The sequence below is a fragment of the Ramlibacter sp. GCM10027632 genome, assembly GCF_042675325.1.
Taxonomy (GTDB): Bacteria; Pseudomonadota; Gammaproteobacteria; order Burkholderiales; family Burkholderiaceae_C; genus Ramlibacter.
The window spans coordinates 71,434-89,708 of record NZ_JBHTGW010000009.1; the positions used below are offsets into that span (position 1 = coordinate 71,434).

The following is an 18,275-nucleotide window of genomic DNA, read 5'->3' on the forward strand; positions in this document are numbered from 1 at the left end:
AGTGTCGCCAGCCTGAATTCATCAATCAATAAAATGAATCGACTATCCGGAATAAGCTGAATGCATATCAAGGACATCGACCTGAACCTGCTGCGGCTGTTCGACGCGGTGCACCGGTGCGGCAGCGTCAGCCGCGCCGCCGAGCAGCTGGACCTGACCCAGCCCGCCGCCAGCCAGGGCCTCACCCGCCTGCGCGGCCTGCTACAGGACCCGCTGTTCACGCGGGCGCCGGGCGGCGTCAAGCCCACGCCGCGCGCCGAGCGCCTGGCCGAGCCGGTGCGCCAGGCGCTGGCCACGCTGCAGGCGGCCCTGGGCGAGGCCGACGGCTTCGACCCGCTGCGGTCGCGGCGCACCTTCGAGCTGCATATGAGCGACATCGGCGAGAGCCGCTTCATGCCGCCGCTGGTGGCGGCCCTGCGCGAGCAGGCGCCGGGGGTGCGGGTGGAGGCGCGGCCCTGGCCGCGCCAGGCGCTGGCCGAGGCCCTGCACACCGGGCGGGTGGACTTCGCCTTCGGCTTCCTGCCGATGGTGCGGGACACGCGCAGCCAGCGCCTGCTGGAGGACCGCTACATCCTGCTGCTGCGGCGCGGCCATGCCTTCCTGCGGCGGCGGCGCACCGGCGCGGCGCTCCTCGCGGCCCTGGGCGAGCTGGAGTTCGCGGCGGTGCGCACCCATGCGGACACGCTGCGCATCCTGCAGCTGCTCAAGCTGGAGGACCGGCTGCGGCTGGTGACCGAGCACTTCCTGGCGCTGCCCTCGATCGTGCGGCAGACGGACCTGGCGGCGATCGTCCCGCGCAACATCGCGCGCGGCTTCGGCGAGGGCTTCGTGCTGGTGGAGCCCGAGTTTCCGCTGCGGGACTTCACCGTCTCCCTGCACTGGAGCCGGCGCTTCGAGGCCGACCCGGGGCACCGGTGGCTGCGCGGGCTGGTGGGCGGGCTGTTCCGCGGATGAAGGCCCGCGGGGCGCTGGACGAACGCGGTCGCCGGCGGGCGGGCGCGGTGCTAGCGTCCCGTGCCATGTACCCGCCCCGCCCGCGTCGCGGCCTGGCCGCCTCCGGGGCCTCCCTGGCCGCCCCTGCCACTTTCGCTGCCCTCGCGCTCCTGGCCGCGTCGGCGTCGGCCAGGGCCTGCACGCTCGTTCCGCTGTCCTGGCCGGCCGCTGGGCAGGTCCTGGACGAGCCGCGGCCCACGCTGCGCTGGGACGGCGAGGCCGGCGCCAGCCACCGGGTCCAGATCGCCCTCGTGCTGCCGGAGTCGCGCCTGCTCGCCTCGCACGACGTGCAGGTGGCGGGCACGCGGTGGACGCTGCCCGCCGACCTGCCGGCGGAACGGGCCGCGGTGAAGGTGGTCGTCAGCCGCGGCTGCCCGTCACTGCAGGCGCAGGACCTGCACGCCCGGGGACCGGCCTTCTTCATCGACCTGCGCGCCGCCTGCTCGCTGCCGGCCGGTGCCTTGCGCCAGGACGGCACGCGCGTCGCCTGGCCGGCGGTGCCCGGGGCGCAGGCGTACCAGGTGCGGCTGTTCGCGCCCGCAGGCCAGGCCGCGCAGGTGGAGGACACGATGGTCCTGGTCTCGCAGGCGCGGGTGACCGAGCCTGCGTTCACCGCGGACCGGCCGGCGGCGGGCACGGTGGCCACGGTGCAGCCGCTGTGCGGCGGCCGGCCGGGCGGCGTGGCCTCGCAGGTCCTGCGCTAGGCCGGACGCTCGGGGCTAGGCCGGACGCTCGGGGCTTGCGAAACCCGCAAGCGCCGCCTGGCCCGGCGCGCCCGGTGCGGCGGGCCCGCGCAGCGCGGCGAGCACGTCCTGCGCCACCGATTGCCCCAGCCGCAGGCCCTCGTCGTTGTCGCTGCGGAAGTGGATGCCGCCCCACAGGCGCGACATCGCCGCCTCCTGCGCCATGGCGGCGAAGGCTGCGCGCCGCTGCGGCAGGAAGTGGCCCAGGACCCCGGCTGCCGCCGCCGACACCGTGGCATGCCCCGACACGTAGGCTGGAAAGCCGGGCGTGACCAGCAGCGGCTCGAAGCCCGGGTCCAGGTCGCGCCGCACGGCGGTGATCGGGCGCTCGCTCCAGTCGCGGACCTTGACGCGCCAGCAGTCGATGAAGGCGTCGTGCATGGCCACCGCCACGGCGGTGACCCCGCGCAGCAGGAGGGCCGTGCCCTCGGCGGGTGTGGGCGCCTGCGCCGCGGCCTCGCCCAGGGCCTCGAGCGTGTGCTGCATCCAGACGCCCGCCGGGGTGACCGAGCCTGCCTCCAGGTGCCAGGCATGCGCGGCCCGGCGCTGGCCGTCGTCCAGCGCCCGGGCCGCGTCCAGCACCTCCTGCGCCTCCTGCCGGTGGCGCGCGCTGCCCGGCCGGGGCGGCGGCGGCGGGTCATGGCGGCCTGCCGATGGCTGGACCCAGGGGCGCCACTGGCCCGCCAGTCCCTCCGCCGGGTTGGCGGCATACAGCGGCCAGGTGGGCTGCCACGCGCCCAGGAAGTCTGCGGGCCGCTGCCGCGGCGGCCAGGACCGGCCGGCGCCGTCGCGCAGGCTGCGGGCGACCAGCGCCTCGCCCACCTCATTGCCCACGGCCGCTGCGGCCGCGCGGGCTTCGTCCGGCAGCGTGAGCGCGTCGGCCAGGTGCGCGCGGTGGGCCTCGAACACGCCGGCTGTCTCATTGGGATAGAGCTGCGCCATCACGCGGGCAGCCGCCTGGTGGGCCGCCAGCTCGCCGGCCGCACCGGCCCCGGGCCAGGTACGCGAGGCGTGGGCCCAGGCGTCGTGCAGCGCGACCTGCACGTGGGCGAGCGCGCGCGCGGCGCGCAGCGGGTTCTGCTGGTACTTGACCACCAGGCGCAGGACCAGGCGGGGCCAGTGCGCCAGGTGCGCCGGGGCGCCGGCTGCCAGGGCGGGCGTCGGGGGCGGTGCGGACGGCGCCTGGACCTCGCGTGCGAACCAGGGCGAGGCCGGTGCTGCGGGTGTCGCCGGCGCGGGGCCGGCGTGCGCCAGGCCGCGCCAGGCGACGCTGCTTCCCAGCAGCAACACGCTGCGGCGACTCAGCAGGAATACGTTCGTCATGAGGAGCGGTTCGGTGATGAAGAAGCGGTTGTTTTTAATACGAAAGCATTGATAGATTCCGCCCCCATCGGCAACGGCCAGCCAATCGGCACGGCGCGTTGCCCCACACCAGGGAGATGCCGTGCCGCGCACGACCAGGGGGAAATCGGGTTCGTTCCACGCGTGGGTCCGGCGGGCTGGCGCGGGCATCGCCGTCCTCCTGTTCCTCCTGGCGGGGCCGGGGCTGTCCGCGGCGCGCGCCGGCCAGGAGCGCTACGACTACGACCCGCTGGGCCGCCTGGTGCGCCACACCGATGCCGCCGGCCTCGTCACCGACTATGTGTATGACCCGGCGGGCAACATCCTTTCTGTGCGTCGCGCCGGCGCCGGGGCGCAGGCACCGGTGCTCGAGTCCGTCACGCCCTCGGTGGTGCGGCGCGGCGAGACACGGTCGCTGGTCCTGTCGGGCCAGCGGCTGCTGGTGGGCACGCTGCGCGCGGGCGACCCCGGGCTGGTGCTGTCGAACCTGCGGCAGTCCGCCACGCAGCTGCGGACCGACCTCGCCGTCAGTGCCGTCGTGCCGCTCGGTCCGCAGGCCCTGACCTTCTCCAGCGCGCAGGGCACCTCGTCGATCCCGCTGACCGTCGGCCCGTCCCTGCCCGTGCTCTCGGTGGAGCCCAGCCCGCTGGCCCTGCCGCCGGACAACGCGCCGCATTCCGTGGCCCTGCGGCTGACGGCGCCGGACGTGGTCGACCACGAGATCACCGTCGCCAGTTCGGACGCCTCCCGGGTCTCGGTGCCTGCGGCGCGCGTCACCCTCCCCGCCGGGCAGACCACCGCGCTCATGCAGGTGGTGCCGCGCGCCAACGGCTTCGCCACCCTCACGCTCACCTCGGCGCTGCTCGCGCCGGCCTCGCTGCCGGTGTTCGTCACGGCGGATTTCCGTGGCGTGAACACCAGCCACGCCCGGGCCGTGCAGGTGCAGGTCGGGCCAGCCGGCCAAGCCGCGCAGGTCGCCGCGGCAGGCACCTTCACCGCGCCGCGCGTGGGCCTCGTGCGCGGGCCGGTGCTGACGCGCATGGCGCCGCAGGCCATGGCGGTCGGTAGCGTGGCCACGCTCACGCTCGAGGGGCAGTCCCTGCCGCCGGACCTGAGGGTATCCGTCATGCCGGCAGCCGGTCTCTCCGTGTCGGCCGCACCGCCGGCATCGAACCGTTGGGAGCTCGCCGTCACCTCCCGGGCGGATGCGGCGACCGGGCCGCGGCGCCTGGTCGTGACGACGGCCGCAGGACAGCCCGTGCCCTTCGCCGATCCGAACCAGGCGATCCTCCTTCTGACCACGGGCCAACCCCGGATCGACTCCATCGAGCCGCTGTTCGCGGTCCCGGGCCAGCGCGTGCAGCTTCTGGTGCGCGGAGCGCATCTGCAAGAGGGACAGCTCCTGCTGCAACCTGGCGTGGATCTCGCGGTGGATGCACAGCCCGTCCGCAACGCCGACGGACGTGAGCTCATTGCCCAGGTACAGGTCGATCCTCTGGCGCAGCCGGGGGCGCGCACCGTGCAGGTCGCCACCCCCTCGGGTACGAGCGACCCGGCCGCGGCCAGCGCCAACCAGTTCACCATCGTGCGCGAGGTCAGGCAGGGCATCTCGCCCATTGCCTCGCCAGTCGTGGGCGTGCGGTTCGGAAGCGGTGACGCCGGTGCGGGGCCTACGGTTGCATCGACCTGGCTCGCGTCCCCGGTGGGTGTGAGCCTTGGGGCGGGCGCTGGGCGGGTCTTGCCGGCCACGGGCGTCCTGGGGACTTCGCTGGTGCTCGAGGTGTCGGGTGCCGGGCTGCAGGCCGTGACACGGGCCGAGCTGCGGCCGGGGGCCGGCCTGGCGCTGGGAACACCCCAGGCCAGTGCCGATGGCACGCGCCTGTCGCTGCCGCTTTCGGTAGCGGCCGATGCCCCTCGCACGCCAAGCCGCCTGGTTCTGTCCACCGCTTCCGGCAACCTCAAGTTCGCTGTTCCCGGGGGGGACCAGTTCCTCGTCGTCGCACCCGCCCCCGCGCTGGTCGCCGTGAAGCCGCAGGTGGTGGTGGCTGGCCAGTCGGCGTCGGTGCACCTGCGGGGCGTGAACTTCTCCGACGTGCAGGGGGTTCGCATCGAGCCCCCGGGGGGCTTGGTGCCCGCGCCTCCCTTCGTGGCGAGCGCGGACGGCACCGAGTTGACGTTCCAGTTGCAGGTCGCGGCCGGGGCGGCACCAGGCGAGCGCGTCGTCATCGTGCAGGCGGCTGGCGGCGAGTCCCCCGCGGCGCCGCAGCCCGCGAACACGTTCCAGGTGGCGACCAAGGCCGGGCCCTTGCGTGACGCGATCTCGGCCCCCCCGGTGGGCGTGCGGCGGGGAATGGTCAGCGCGCCGGCCTCCGAGCCTCGCGCCGCACATGCGCCCCACGTGGGGGTGTCCTTCAACCTGCCCGTCGCGTCGGTCGAAGAGCCGAGGGCCGCCAGAGCTGCGGCCGTGGGCGTCCTCGTCGGTACCGCGTTGACCGGGATGCAGCCGCGCAGCCCGGCTGGCTTCGAGACGGGGAGCTCGGGCGTCCTCACGCTCACGGGCGTCGGACTCGACCGCGTGACCGCGGCCCGCGTCGCCGGTCCTGACGGGATGACCCTCGGGACGCCCGTCGCCAGTGCTGACGGCACCTCGCTGTCGCTGCCCGTCCGTGTCGCGGGGTCCGCGCCGTCGGGGCTGTACGGCATCCGTGTGCTCTCGGGCACCGGTACCGCGGCGCAAGGTGTGACCGCGGTCGGGCGCAACGACATGCTGGTCAGCGTGGGTGCGCCGCCCACTGCCATCCACTCGGTTGAGCCCATCGTGCTGGAGCCGGGCAAGACCTACACCTTCACCGTACGTGGCCAGGGCCTGAAGGACGTCTACGAAGTCCTCGCCGAGCCTGCGCAGGGGCTGCGCTTCGGCATCGCGTTCACCGCACCGGCCTGGAGCGCCACGGAGCTGGGCGAGTTGCTCCGTGTGCAGCTCACCGTGGCGGCCGATGCGCCTATCGGTCAACGCGTCATCCGCCTGCGGACCCCGGGGGCACTCACCAGTCATGAGCCGACGCCTGCGGTCAGCGTCGAGGTGGTCTCTCCCCAATAGCCATAAGCGACGAGACGCTGAACGCCCCGATCACCCTGTCCAACATCCATTGCCCCAAGGAGGAACCCATGACACTGCCCGCTGCCCTGTCCATTGCGAGCCGCCGCGTCTGGCCGCTGGCGCTGGTTGCCGCGTCCCTTTCTGCCCCGTCGCATGCGTTCGACAGTGGGAGCACGGGCGCTGACGGCGCGCTCGCGCCAACCGTCAACACCGAGATCCAGCTGCCGCCCTCGGGTGTCCTGAACTACACCTCGATCAACATCCCCCAAGGCGTGACCGTGAAGTTCAAGAGGAATACCCTGAACACACCCGTCTACCTGCTGGTGTCGGGGAACGCGACGGTCGCTGGGTTCCTGGACCTTCGGGGCGAGGATGCCAAGGACTCGGGCACTTATGGTTCGGGCGTCCTGGGGGATGACGGCCTGCCAGGGGCCGGCGGCCCCGGGGGGTATGACGGAGGTCGGGGTGGACGCGATGACGCGTCCATGCGCCCCGAGATCATCCGCGGCGGCGCAGGCCTGGGACCCGGGGGCGGTCTCGGAGGGCTGGAGGGTGAGGCGGAGTGCGGCAAGAGCGATCGGGGCTACCAACGGTGGGTGGGGCAGGGGGCCTCGCACGCGACCCACGGCGGTTCGAACAACAATACCGCCTGCAGTACGTACTACTACGGCTATCCCCCCTTTGCGTTCCAGCCGAAGCCGTACGGGTCCGCCCTCCTGCAGCCGCTGCTCGGAGGCTCCGGCGGGGGAGGCGGACGCGGTGGCTCCAATTACCCGGGCGCCGGGGGCGGTGGTGGCGGCGGAGCCCTGCTGCTGGCCGCCTCCGGAACGATCACGATCGCGGCCAGCGGGGTGATCGATGTGACGGGGGGCGATGGCGGGGCTGCCAGTGGCGTCGGAGCCGGCGGGCTGGGTGGAGGAGGCTCGGCGGGGGCGATCCGCCTTGTTGCCACCACGATCACGGGCGGCGGCACGCTGCTGGCCAATGGGGGGTGCATCCATGACAGCAACCGCCGGCGTCAGTACTGCATGGACACCGGCAGCTTCAACAACTATGGCGGTGCCCCCGGGCGGATTCGCCTGGAGGCTGAAGCGGTGACCTTCAACGGGTTATCGGGCCCCGCTTACAGCGCCGACCAGCCCGGTCCCGTCTTCCTCTCGAGCATTCCCTCGCTGCGCATCGAGACCGTCGCCGGTGTGGCCGTGCCACCAGTCCCCAACGGCACGACCGACGTCGCGCTCGCCGCCGACACCCCCAACCCCGTCACGGTCACCTTCAAGACCACCAACGTCCCGACCGGCAACACGGTGCTCCTGCGAGTGGTCCCCGCCTACGGCAACCCCATCGAGGCCCTCAGCCCCGCCATCTCCGGCACGGCCAGCGAGGGCCAGGCCAGCGTCTCGGTCAACCTGCCGCAGGGCCCCAGCGTGCTGCAGGCCACCACCACCTACACCGTCGTGGTCGCCATGGGCGAGGCGCTCTCGCGCTTTGCCGGCAACGAGCGTGTCGAGAAGGTGGAACTGATCGCCAGCCTCGGCGCGACGGGCGAGCCCCAGGCGCGCCTGATCACCGTCAGCGGCAAGGTGCACACCGTGCCGGCCTCGGTGCTGGCCCAGGTCGGCGTGGCCGGCTGACCCGCCGCACCACGGCGGCCCCGCAACCCACACGGACAGGCGCGACATGATCGGTGCAGCCTTGGATCTCCTTCGCCGGTGCGCGGGCGCCTGGCGCGCGCGGGTGCCCGTCATGCGCCGGCTGCACCTCGCGGGCCTGCTCCTGGTGGCCGCCGGCCTGCCCGCGCAGGCCGTGCCCCACGGGCCCCAGGCGCCCGAGCTGTTCGACCTGCAGCCGGGGACGCTGGTCGTGCGCGAGGGGCAGTCGGGCCTGCTCCAGGTCACCCTGGCGGCCTGGTCGGGGCGGCCGGGTGTCCTGCATGTGGACAGCAGCCCGCCGCAGGTCGTCGAGGTGCCGGCCCAGGTCCGCTTCACCAAGGCCGATCGCCGCATCAGCATCCCGGTGAAGGCCTTGCGCACGGGGACGGCCTCCCTCACGGTCAGGCTGGCCCACCAGTCGCTGGTGTCGCGCGTGAGCGTGCTGCCGATGCCGCCGCGGGTCATCGGGATCGAGCCCGCCCGCGCCACGCTGCGCGAAGGCGCCGGCAGCGAGTTCCGCGTGCGCATCGCGCCGCGCCCGCCGGCCGAGACGCTGGTGGTGGAGTTGAGAAGCTCCGACCCGGCCCGCCTGGCCGTGCCCGCCGCCGTCGAGGTGCTGCCCGGGCAGGACACCGCCACCTTCACGGCCCAGGCCCTGCGCGCCGGCCCGGTGCAGGTCGTCGCGCAGATGCGCACCGCAGCGGCCTCGTCGCAGGCGACCGCGCAGGTGCAGGTGGTGCCCCTGCCGCCGGTGGTGGCGGGCCTGCTGCCCGGCACCCTGACCCTGCAACCGGAGGCGGGCGCCCGGCTCACGGTGCGGCTGTCGGCCGCACAGGCCGCGGACACGGTGGTCACCTTGTCGTCCGAGCCGTCCGGGGTGATCGAAGGCCCCGCCTCCGTGGTGGTGCCGGCCGGCCAGTCCGAGGCCGCCTTCGAGGTCCGGGGCCGCGCCACCGGCAACGTGGCCGTGCAGGCCGCCCTCGGCGAGTCCCGTGTCCTGGCGCGTGTGCAGGTCATGCCGGTGCCGGTCACCGTGGCCAGCCTCGAGCCTGCGGCGAGCAGCCTCGCCGTGGGTACCGAGGCGGCCCTGCGGGTAGGCCTGTCGGCGGCGCCCGCGCAGGAGACCCGCCTGCACCTGTCCGCCACGCCGGCGGGCATCGTCCAGGTCCCGGCGCAGGTCGTGTTCGCGCCGGGGCAGTCCACGGCCATCGTGCCCGTCACCGCGCTGTCGGCCGGCGAAGCCGAGGTGACGGCCGAACGCCCCGGCCCGGACGGGCCCAGCCAGCGCCGCACCCACCTCACGGTGGGCCCGCCGCGGCCCGTGTCCCTCGCCTCGCTCACGCCCGCCCTGGGGCAGGTGCAGCAGGGGGCGGCGGCCTTCCTGCTTCTGCGGCTGTCGGCCGCGCAGCCGCAACCGGTGGCCGTGGCCCTGTCGGTGCAGGACCCGGCGGTCGTTCGCGTGCCGGCCTCGGTCACCGTCCCCGCGGGCCAGCTCGAGCTGCGCGTGCCGGTCCTGGCCCTCGCCCCCGAGGCCAGCCGCGTCATGGCCAGCGTGCCCGGCTCCGACCTGTCTGCCACGGTCCGCGTCGTGCCGTCGCCGCCCCAGGTCGCGGCCCTGCAGCCTTCGGTGCAGGAGCTGCCCCGGGGCCGGCTCGGCCGCTTGCGGCTGCAACTCGACCGCGCCCCCCGCGCCGACACCGTGGTGGCGATCGGCAATGCCCAGCCCTCGGTCCTCGAGGCGCCCGCGCAGGTCACGGTGCCGGCCGGCGAGTCCGAGGTCGAGGTGCCGGTCCTGGCGCGGCAGGAGGGCCGTGCCGAGCTCTCGGCCTCGCTGGAGGGAGCCCTGGTGCGCGCAAGCGTCCAGGTCGTTCCCCCGGAGCTCGTCTCGCTGGCTGTCCGGCCGCAGGAGCCGTCCCTCGCGCCCGGCCAGCGCCTGCCGCTGCAGGCCATCGGCACCTACTCCGATGCCGGCACGCGTGACGTGACGGGCGAGGCCGCCACCACCTGGCGCGCCGCGCCGGCCAGCGTGGCGCAGGTCGATCCCGGCGGGCAGGTCACCGGCCTGCAGGCCGGGCAGGCCACGGTCAGCGCGAGCCAGGCGGTGTCACCGACCTGGAGCCAGCCCCAGCCGGACCCGGTGGTGGGGCAGGCCCGGGCGACCGTGGGGCCGGCCGCGCCCCTGGCGATGGCCACCGGCCGCACCCGGCTCACCGTCGGCGAAACGGCCACCGTGAGCATCACCACGCCGTACCCGGCCGGCGCCGCCGCCTACCCGATCCAGCTCGATGCAAGCGGCAGCGGCACGCTGCAGTTCTCCGCAGCGGCGAGCGTGGGGCCCGGCCTCACCAGCGTCAGCATCCCGGTGCGCGCGATGGCCGCCGGCACGGTGACGCTGCAGGCGCGCGGCGCGCCATTCGCGCCCGCCCAGTTGGCCTTCACCATCGAGCCGGCCGCGCCGACCGGCCCCGCCATCCGCAGCGTGGTCCCCGATCGCGCGGCGCCCGGCGCCCGGGTCACGCTGGAGGGCAACGCCTTCGCCAGCCCGGCGAGCGCCAATGCCGTCGCCTTCGCCGGCAACGTGCCCGCCACGGTCCTCTCCGGCTCGGGGGAGCAGCTGGTCGTCGAGGTGCCCGGCGCCGCGCAGTCGGGCCCCATCACCGTCACCCACGCGCTTGGCACGGCGAGCAGCCCGGTGTTCACCGTCCTGCGCGAGCAGGACTTCGAGCTGCAGGCCAGCCCCTCGCAGCTGCAGCTGGTGCAGGGCGCCAATGCGCAGGTGGCGCTGGCCCTGGCGAGCCAGGGCACCCGGGCCTACGAAGGCCTGGCCCGTCTGAGCGTGACGGGCCTGCCGGCGGGGGTGACGGCCCGATTCGAGCCGCCGATGCTCAGTGCCTTCCAGTCCGGCCGCCTGGTGCTGGAGGCCGGGCGCGGTGCGGCGGTGGGCGCGGCCACCGTCACCGTGCGAGCCGAGGCCACGCTGGATGGCGTGCCCTGGAGCCGGGAAGGCCGGGTCCAGGTGCAGACCGTGGCGGGCGCGGGGCTCACCGGGGTCAAGGGGCGCTTCGTCACGCCCGAGGGCGTGGGCGTGGCCGGCGTGATCGTGCGCCAGGACACGACCACGCAGCAGGTCGTGAGCGACGCGGCGGGCAACTTCCTCATCACCGGGCTTCCCGCGGGGGTCACCACCCTGCGCTTCGACGCCACGCCGGCCCACGCCCTGTACCCCATCTGGCCCTACAACGTCACGCTCGCCGCCGGCGAGCTGCTCACGGTGTCCGACTGGGTCCTCCACCCGCCGCCGCCGAACGAGCGCTTCAAGCCCATCGACAACGCCACGCGCGACCAGGCCATCACCGACGAGCGCTACCCCGGCTTTGCCGTGGTACTCCCGGCGGGCGTGAGCATCACCGGCTGGGATGGCGTGAAGAAGACCCGCATCGCCGTCGAGCGGCTCACGCCGGACCGGCTGCCAGTGGGCGCGCCTCCTTTCCCGATGAAGGAGGCCTACCAGCTGTACTTCGGCACGCCCATGGGCGGCATCCCCAGCGCGCCGATCCCGGTGCAGCTGCCCAACGTGGCCGAGCGCGAGCCCGGCGAGAAGGTCGACATCTGGTGGTTCGACGGCAGCCCCATGGGCGGCACCGGCGAGTGGAAGAAGGCCGGCACCGGCACGGTGAGCGAGGACGGGCGCACCGTGCGCAGCGACCCGGGGGTGGGCCTGCCGCGGTTTTGCGGGGTGTGCGGTCTTGTGTCCCTCAGCTGCCCGCCGCCGCCGCAACCGCCGCAGCCGCCCCCGACCTGCCCGACGCCGAGCGCCGGCAACCCGGTGGACCTCTTCACCGGGCAGGAGCTGGCGTCCGTGGGCGGCCTGTCCTGTGGCGGCGTCTCCCCGGTCGAGACCTCGCTGGCCTTCAACCCGGTGGATGCGTTCAACAACCGCGCCGGAACCGTGGCCAGCTTCGGCCTCGGCTGGACCTTCGGCCATGACGTGAGCTTCCTTCCCTTCGACGGACCGCAGAAGCGCCTGGTCCTGCCGGGCGGCCGCCTCGTCAACCTGGTCGACGACGGGTCCGGCACCTACCGCCCGGCGGACAACCCGCTGCTGACCGGTACCTTCGCGCGCAGCCTGGGGTCGGGGACGTGGGAGGTGGTCAGGCCCGATGGCACGCGCTGGCAGTTCGAGCCGTTCCCAGGCATCAGCGGCTTGATCCGCGGCGGGCCGCCTCTGTTCCTGACGAAGCAGACCGATGCCAACGGCAACATCACGCAGGTGGCGCGGCAGAACAATGGCCGCATCCAGTCGATCACCGCGCCCGAGAAGCGGGGCATCACCTTCACCTACGGCAGCAACGGCTTCGTCCGCGAGATGGCGGACCACACGGGTCGGCGCCAGCGGTTCGACTACACGGCCAGCCACCGGATCCAGCGCGTCACGGACGCGCTGGGCCGGGAGACGGTGTTCAGCTACTGGCAGCCCCCGGTCTACCGGAACACCTATGCGGGGTGCAGCGCCGTGGATGCCAGCGGCAACTGCACGCGTTGGTTCTCGCAGACGATCACCGCCTGCGAGGGGGAGCTTCCCCAGGGCTTCGAGGGCATCGCATCGATCCGGTACCCCACCTCGTCGACGCCCACGGTCAACACCTACGGCACGGACCGGATCGTCCGGCAGGTGACGTCCCAGGGCCAGGACTGGCGGTTCAGTTACCGCCGCGTCGGTGCCTGCGTGGCCCGGATCATCGAGCCCCCCCGGTCCAGTGGCGGCACCACCGAATCCTTCCTCTCCACCTGCCGCGCCGGGCAGCCGCTGCCGGGCGGTGGGACCTGCCCGGAGGTAGAGAGCGCGCAGACCCTGGAGGCCGGCTGGCGCTTCTTCGGCGGCGTCAATGTCGAGACCCGCGTGACCACGCCCGATGGCCAGCAACGCGTCTACCGGTTCAATGCCCGCGGCATGCCGACGGAGGTCACCGATGAAAGCGGGCAGACCACGCGTCACTTCTATGACGCAAGGCAGCAGCGGGTCAAGTCCATCGACCCGCTGGGCCGCGAGACGCAGACCGACCATGACGACCTGGGCCGCGCGGTCCGGATCGTCGATCCGCTCGGGCGGTCATTGCAGCGAAGCTACGACGCCTCGTCGACACGGCTCGCCGGCTCGACACGGTTCCTGCTGGGCGTTCCCAGCGTGCAGGCGGGCCAGCAGGTCAGCTACACGCCGGTGAGAGACAGCCTGGCGTACGACGCCAAGGGCAACCTGGCGTCGTGGACCGACGCGACCGGCCTGGTCACGCGCTGGGCTTTTGACAGCCGCGGCCTGCTCCAGCGACTGACATTGCCCGTGCGTGCCGATGCCGCTCAAGTGCCCGTGATGGTTGCGGGTGCGCCGTCCACGATGCCGGCCACGGCGCGCCTGCTCACCTCCACCTACACCCCGGAGGGCGACCTGGCCACGCTCACGGATGCCCTCGGCCACGAGACGCGGATCGTGAGCGATGCGCTCGGCCGCGTGGCGACCGTCACCGACCCGCTGGGTTACACGAGCCGCCAGCAGTACGACGCGGCAGACCATCCGACCCTGTCGTCCGATGCCCTGGGCCAGGACACGCGCCTTGTCTACGACGCGGCGGGCCGCCTGACCGGTGTCGTCAACCAGGCCGGGGTCACGATCGAAGCCTATGCCTACGATGCGAACGGTCGCCTCGAGCGCAGCACGGACGCCTTGGGTCTGGTCACGCGCTTCGAGTACGACGCCGCCGGCCGCACCGTGGCTGTCACGGACCCCAAGGGCCAGGTGACTCGCCTCGCCTATGACGCGCGCGGCGCGCTCGCGCAGGTCGAGAAGGCCGACCGCACCATGGTGTTCCAGCACGATGCGGCAGGGCGGCTGGCGCAGGTGCGTGACGGCGGCACCGTCACGAGCTGGCGGTACGACGCGGCCGACCGCGTGGTCCAGGTGGACACCACCACGGCCGCTGGCTCGCACCGACTGGGGTATGCCTACGACAGCCTCGACCGCGTGACGCGCCGCACCCTCAGCGGCACGGGCATCGCACAGCCCGAGACCACCGACTACGCCTGGGACCTGGCCGGGCGGCTGCTCTCGCACACCACGACCCTGGGAGGCCAGTCGCACACCACCCGCTACAAGTACGACGTCGCCGGACGCCTCGCCGCGCGCAAGGTGCAGGCCGGCGAGCAACTGGATGCCGTCACCCAGCGCTATGGGTGGGACGCCACGGACCGCCTGGCGCAGATCCGCTACCTGCGCAACGAAGGCACGGCGGGCGAGCAGCTGATCGAGCAGATCGACTACGGCTACGACGCCAACGGCCGGCGCACGGTACGCGCCTCGGTCAAAAACTACGGCGTGGGGTTGAGCGACACGCCGATGGAGGCCACGTACGACGCGGGCAACCGCATGACGGCAGTGACGCTGGAGATCGGCGGGGCGAAGAAGTCCTACAGCCTGGGCCATGACGCGAACGGCAACCTGGTCGCCAAGCAGAACACCGCGGACGCGGCCGACAAGACGACCTACCGCTGGGATGCCGACAACCGCTTGGTGGGCCTGAGCCAGCCGGGCGTGGAGTCCAGCTTCAGCTACGACGCCTTCGGACGCCGCATCCAGGCCAGCATCACCCGAGCGGGCCAGCCGACGTCGACGGTGCAGTACCTGTACGAGGGCCAGCAGTCACTGGGCGAGATCCGAGACGGCCGCCTGAGCCATCGGCTGCTCACGGGCTTGCGCCTCGATGAGGGTATCGCGCGGCTGGCGCTGGATTCGAATGGAAAGCCCAGCGCTGAAGGCGGGCGCGTGCTTCTCACCGATGCACTGAACAGCGTGATCGCGGAGTTGAGGGCGGAGGCGGGGGCGGGGCTTGGCAATACGTACGCCTACAGCCCGTACGGAGAGACTGCCGTACGGGGGAACCACGATGCAGGCAATCCGGTCCAGTACACGGGGCGGGAGAATGATGGGACGGGGGTGTATTACTACCGAGCGAGGTATTACGACCCGGTGATTGGCAGGTTTGTCCAAAGTGATCCGATTGGACTCGCCGGTGGCATCAACACGTATGAATATGTCGGAGGCAGCCCGACGAGCCGAACTGATCCGATGGGGCTGCGGTGCAACGGGAGCGGCTGTTGGACTACTCCGGCGGAATCAGCGCTAGCCATGACCGGAAATTACGCTGCCTACTACCAAGCTGCTTGCGCGGGGGGCGATTCATACGCCTGTTTTGCCGGGCACGTTGCTGCGAATGACAACTTTGCAGGCGCTCTGGCGAATGGCCGCCTTGAGGGCGCACTTGATAAGTTGGAAATGCAAAAGAGTGTGTGCCTCAGCAGGGAAAAGGTCATGAATGACATACGGCAGCAGCTCGCGAAGGCCTACGCCAACATGCTTCCCCAGAGTCAAAGCGCTGCAGCCTTCCCTACAGCAGATGGAGTTGCCGCCTTTCATTGGCAAGTGTTTGGAGAGTATGGCCTGCCGCCTTCAACGTTTGGCGGGACTCCATTTGGAACAACGCCCGTGCTGCCTGGCTATTGGTGCCCCAACTGCAAGTAATGAGACGACGATGCTTCAGTGGAGGCGGGCGATCACATGAAGCAAGTAATGAGGTGCGTTCTTGGTATGGGGGCAGGAGTCGGCGTGTGTGCCCTCGTCGGCTTCTTGTCGGCCATCCCCTACATGGCCGCCATCAGCTTTCCGTACGTCCCATCCATGGCTGAAGCTGGCAGCGCGCTTGCGTTTGTCGGCACTGTCGTGGCGGCCGTGGCGGCAATGGCGGGGCTGGCTCTGTTCATCGCAGTTGGCATACCGCTCCATTTGATCCTTGTTCGACTCGGGAGGGCGAAGGTAGGGTCGTATGCGTTTGGCGGGTTCGGTACGTCTTTGCTATTTTGCGTGGCGTTGATATACGCGGTACACGCGAACTGGTTGAGCCTTGGGAGGTCAGATTTGACGCTGGCCGTTGCTGTTGCCCTGCTGTGCGGCCCACTTGCGGAGGTGTCATTCTGGAAGGTCGTTCGACCAGACCGGCATGTTCCGCGCCTGCCCTGAACCCCATCCCTTTAGTGGAATCAGGTCTTGCATCAACGCGAAAGACGACCTACCGCTGGGATGCCGACAACCGCTTGGTGGGCGTGAGCCAGCCCGGGCTGGAGGCGAGCTTCAGCTATGACGCCTCAGGTCATTCGTGGCTGTCGGTGCAGAGGTCAGTGTTCCGACTGTCGCCGTTGGAGTGGGGACAAAGATTCGAAGCGGTAACGCGTTGACTACGAAACTGGGGGGCGATTACTTTGAAACGAGTCTTCGCCAATTCGGTCTCGGATCGATGCGTGCGAAAGTGGGTCTCATGATAGCCATGGACGTCGAATTTGGCGGTTACATGAGCCTCGGCTCACTTTGTCTTTGCAAGTGAAAAAAGTGACCTCCAAGTGGCCCTTCAAAGGGCTCGTCGTCGCGACGGTACTCCTCCTGATTTGGGCCGGGATCCGATATTTCGATCGAACGCAAGAAAGCGCCCGACGCTTCCTTGTGAGTGAACCCCGGATCACGGACCAGCTCGGCTCGGTTCAGGATGTCATCCTTTACAAGCTACGGTACGTCCAGCCTGAGGGAGCCAGGCACGGTTGTTTCGCCGAATACTATTTTTTTGTGATCGGTGAAGCACGGGCGATCTTGAATCTTCGGGTCCTTGCGTGCGGCCCTCGAGAGGCGCCGCAATTTCGCATCGAAGAGCGCTAGCGAATGCAGAGAGCGAGATTCGGGGGCACGCATCCCCGCGCCGCCCGTTCGCGTGAAGCTTCAAGCCGCTTGCGCTTCTTTCGATCGCCGCCCGGATCTCCCTTCCTAGACTGCGGCGTCGGCCGAAGCGGCAACTCAAAGGGAGAACCATGGTGGAGAGACTGATTCGCAAGGCGATTGCCATCGGGTGGCTCGCCTGCAGCGGCCTGGCCATGGCGGGAGGCGGCGCCACCATGAGCCTGCACAGCCTTCTGGCCGAGGGGCGATATGCCGAGATCGAAGCGCTTCTCGCTCCCCTGGTCCAGCGGTCGGCCACGGACCCCACCGTCCACCCGGCCCTCGACGACATGACGCGCCAGCTCACGCGCGCCCGCCCGGTGAGTGCCGCGCCCCTGAATCGGTGGGTGTCCGCCTCGGACACCGGCCTGTCGCGCCTGGTGCGGGGCCGGTTCTTCGTCTGGAGGGCGTGGAAGGCGCGGGGCACCCAAGTCGCTGCCGAGACTTCGCAAGCATCCTTCGATCGCTTCCACCAGCTATTGGACGACGCCCGCAGGGACTTCGAGATCGCCCAACGCAAGCTGGGTCCCCAGTGCGACCCGTGCCATGCGGGCGTTCTCACGGCCTGGCTGGCCGGCGGTGAGAGAGCCCTCGCGGCCCGTCACATCGATGCCGCGCTGATGGACATGGGCGGAGGCATCTTGACCCCGCAGGTCTACCTGGGCTTCCTGTTTCCGCGCTGGAGTGGGCCGCTCGGCGACCCGGACCGGTTCGTCGCCCAGTTCACCCGCGACTTCCCTCGCAGCCCCGCGATTCCACTCCTCCAGGCCGCCTTGCTGGTCGAACGTGGCGAGGCGCTGGGACGGGCCGGGAGCCCGCAGCAGGCTCGCCCGCTGCTCGAAGAGGCGGTGCGCCTGAACCCTCACGACGCGCGGGGGTGGAGCGAGCTGGTCGGCGTTGCCGTTGCATTGAACGACCCCGCGCTGCTCCTGCAGGCTTCCGATCGTGCCATGGTCTTGAGTCCGGATGAGGTGCGCCCGCTCGATGCACGTGCCTACGCACTCTTGCAAGGGCCTCGCCCTTTGGAGGCCGTCCCGTTCCTGGAGCGCGCGGTGGAGCTGGGCAGCAGTTGGGCGCTTGAACGCCTGATGCCGATCGTCACGTCGGGCGCCCTCGGGTTCAAGCCGGACCGTGCTCGCGCTGAGGCCATCTGCCGAAGCGCAATCGACGCTGGCCTTCCCGCGGGCTTCGCTTGCATGGGAGGGCTGCACTTCTTCGGCATCGGCCAGCCCGCGGACAAGGCCCAGGCGTTCCAGTGGTTCGTCGAGGCGGCGCAGCGGGGTGTCGTCTCTTCGATGACTGACGTGGGGATCATGCTGGCTCGCGGCGAAGGCGTGCGGGTCGACCGCGAAGAGGCGATCCGCTGGTGGTTGCGCGCCTACCGCGGAGGCGATCGACGCGCCGAGGGGCACCTGCGGGGGAACCTGTCGGCGCCCGCCTATGCCTGGAAAGTCACGGTGCCCGACTTCTTCGAGCGCGTCTGGCGCCGCATCGGGATGTCTTGACGGGGGAGGGGCGAGGGTCAGGTCGTGCATCAGCGCAGCCGATGCTGAAACGTCGCCGGGCGAAGTCGTATTCAACGCTCTTGTCGCGTCGATGCAAGACCCCTGCGTCCCCAGATCCGCTCGCGCAGCCGG

Annotated in this window: 7 protein-coding genes; 6 read left to right on the forward strand and 1 reads right to left on the reverse strand. The window is 71.5% G+C overall.

Annotation, left to right across the window (positions count from 1 at the left end; translation table 11 throughout):
• Window positions 1-60: 60 nt before the first annotated feature.
• Both ACFQZY_RS14305 and ACFQZY_RS14310 read left to right on the forward strand, forming a co-directional pair.
• Window positions 61-954, forward strand: coding sequence for a LysR family transcriptional regulator (locus ACFQZY_RS14305; RefSeq protein ID WP_377416910.1), 894 nt, complete (start codon window positions 61-63; stop codon window positions 952-954).
• A gap of 65 nt (window positions 955-1,019) precedes the next feature.
• Window positions 1,020-1,697: a hypothetical protein gene (locus ACFQZY_RS14310; protein ID WP_377416912.1), complete on the forward strand. Its 678-nt coding sequence runs from the start codon at window positions 1,020-1,022 to the stop codon at window positions 1,695-1,697.
• 15 nt (window positions 1,698-1,712) lie between these two features.
• Here the strand turns inward: ACFQZY_RS14310 and ACFQZY_RS14315 are convergent, their stop codons facing one another.
• Window positions 1,713-3,059: a phosphatase PAP2 family protein gene (locus ACFQZY_RS14315; RefSeq protein WP_377416914.1), complete on the reverse strand. Its 1,347-nt coding sequence runs from the start codon at window positions 3,057-3,059 to the stop codon at window positions 1,713-1,715.
• 121 nt (window positions 3,060-3,180) lie between these two features.
• On the opposite strand from ACFQZY_RS14315, the gene ACFQZY_RS14320 reads away from it, so the two are divergent.
• The 4 genes from ACFQZY_RS14320 to ACFQZY_RS14335 all read left to right on the forward strand — a co-directional run bounded on the left by ACFQZY_RS14320 (window position 3,181) and on the right by ACFQZY_RS14335 (window position 18,143).
• A complete protein-coding gene (locus ACFQZY_RS14320; protein WP_377416916.1) occupies window positions 3,181-6,177 on the forward strand; it encodes a hypothetical protein in 2,997 nt (998 codons plus the stop codon).
• Between the two features lie 68 nt (window positions 6,178-6,245).
• Window positions 6,246-7,811: a hypothetical protein gene (locus ACFQZY_RS14325; RefSeq protein WP_377416918.1), complete on the forward strand. Its 1,566-nt coding sequence runs from the start codon at window positions 6,246-6,248 to the stop codon at window positions 7,809-7,811.
• A 61-nt stretch (window positions 7,812-7,872) separates the two neighbouring features.
• On the forward strand, window positions 7,873-15,399 hold the full coding sequence (locus ACFQZY_RS14330) for an RHS repeat-associated core domain-containing protein (RefSeq protein ID WP_377416920.1): 7,527 nt from the start codon (window positions 7,873-7,875) through the stop codon (window positions 15,397-15,399).
• 1,331 nt (window positions 15,400-16,730) lie between these two features.
• On the forward strand, window positions 16,731-18,143 hold the full coding sequence (locus ACFQZY_RS14335; RefSeq protein WP_377416922.1) for a tetratricopeptide repeat protein: 1,413 nt from the start codon (window positions 16,731-16,733) through the stop codon (window positions 18,141-18,143).
• The last annotated feature ends 132 nt before the right edge of the window (window positions 18,144-18,275 follow it).

Bases quoted from the DNA above. Each gene is read 5' to 3' on its own strand.
- ACFQZY_RS14305 (WP_377416910.1), top strand. From the start codon at position 61: ATGCATATCAAGGACATCGACCTGAACCTGCTGCGGCTGTTCGACGCG.
- ACFQZY_RS14310 (WP_377416912.1), top strand. From the start codon at position 1,020: ATGTACCCGCCCCGCCCGCGTCGCGGCCTGGCCGCCTCCGGGGCCTCC.
- ACFQZY_RS14315 (WP_377416914.1), bottom strand. From the start codon at position 3,059: ATGACGAACGTATTCCTGCTGAGTCGCCGCAGCGTGTTGCTGCTGGGA.
- ACFQZY_RS14325 (WP_377416918.1), top strand. From the start codon at position 6,246: ATGACACTGCCCGCTGCCCTGTCCATTGCGAGCCGCCGCGTCTGGCCG.
- ACFQZY_RS14335 (WP_377416922.1), top strand. From the start codon at position 16,731: ATGGTGGAGAGACTGATTCGCAAGGCGATTGCCATCGGGTGGCTCGCC.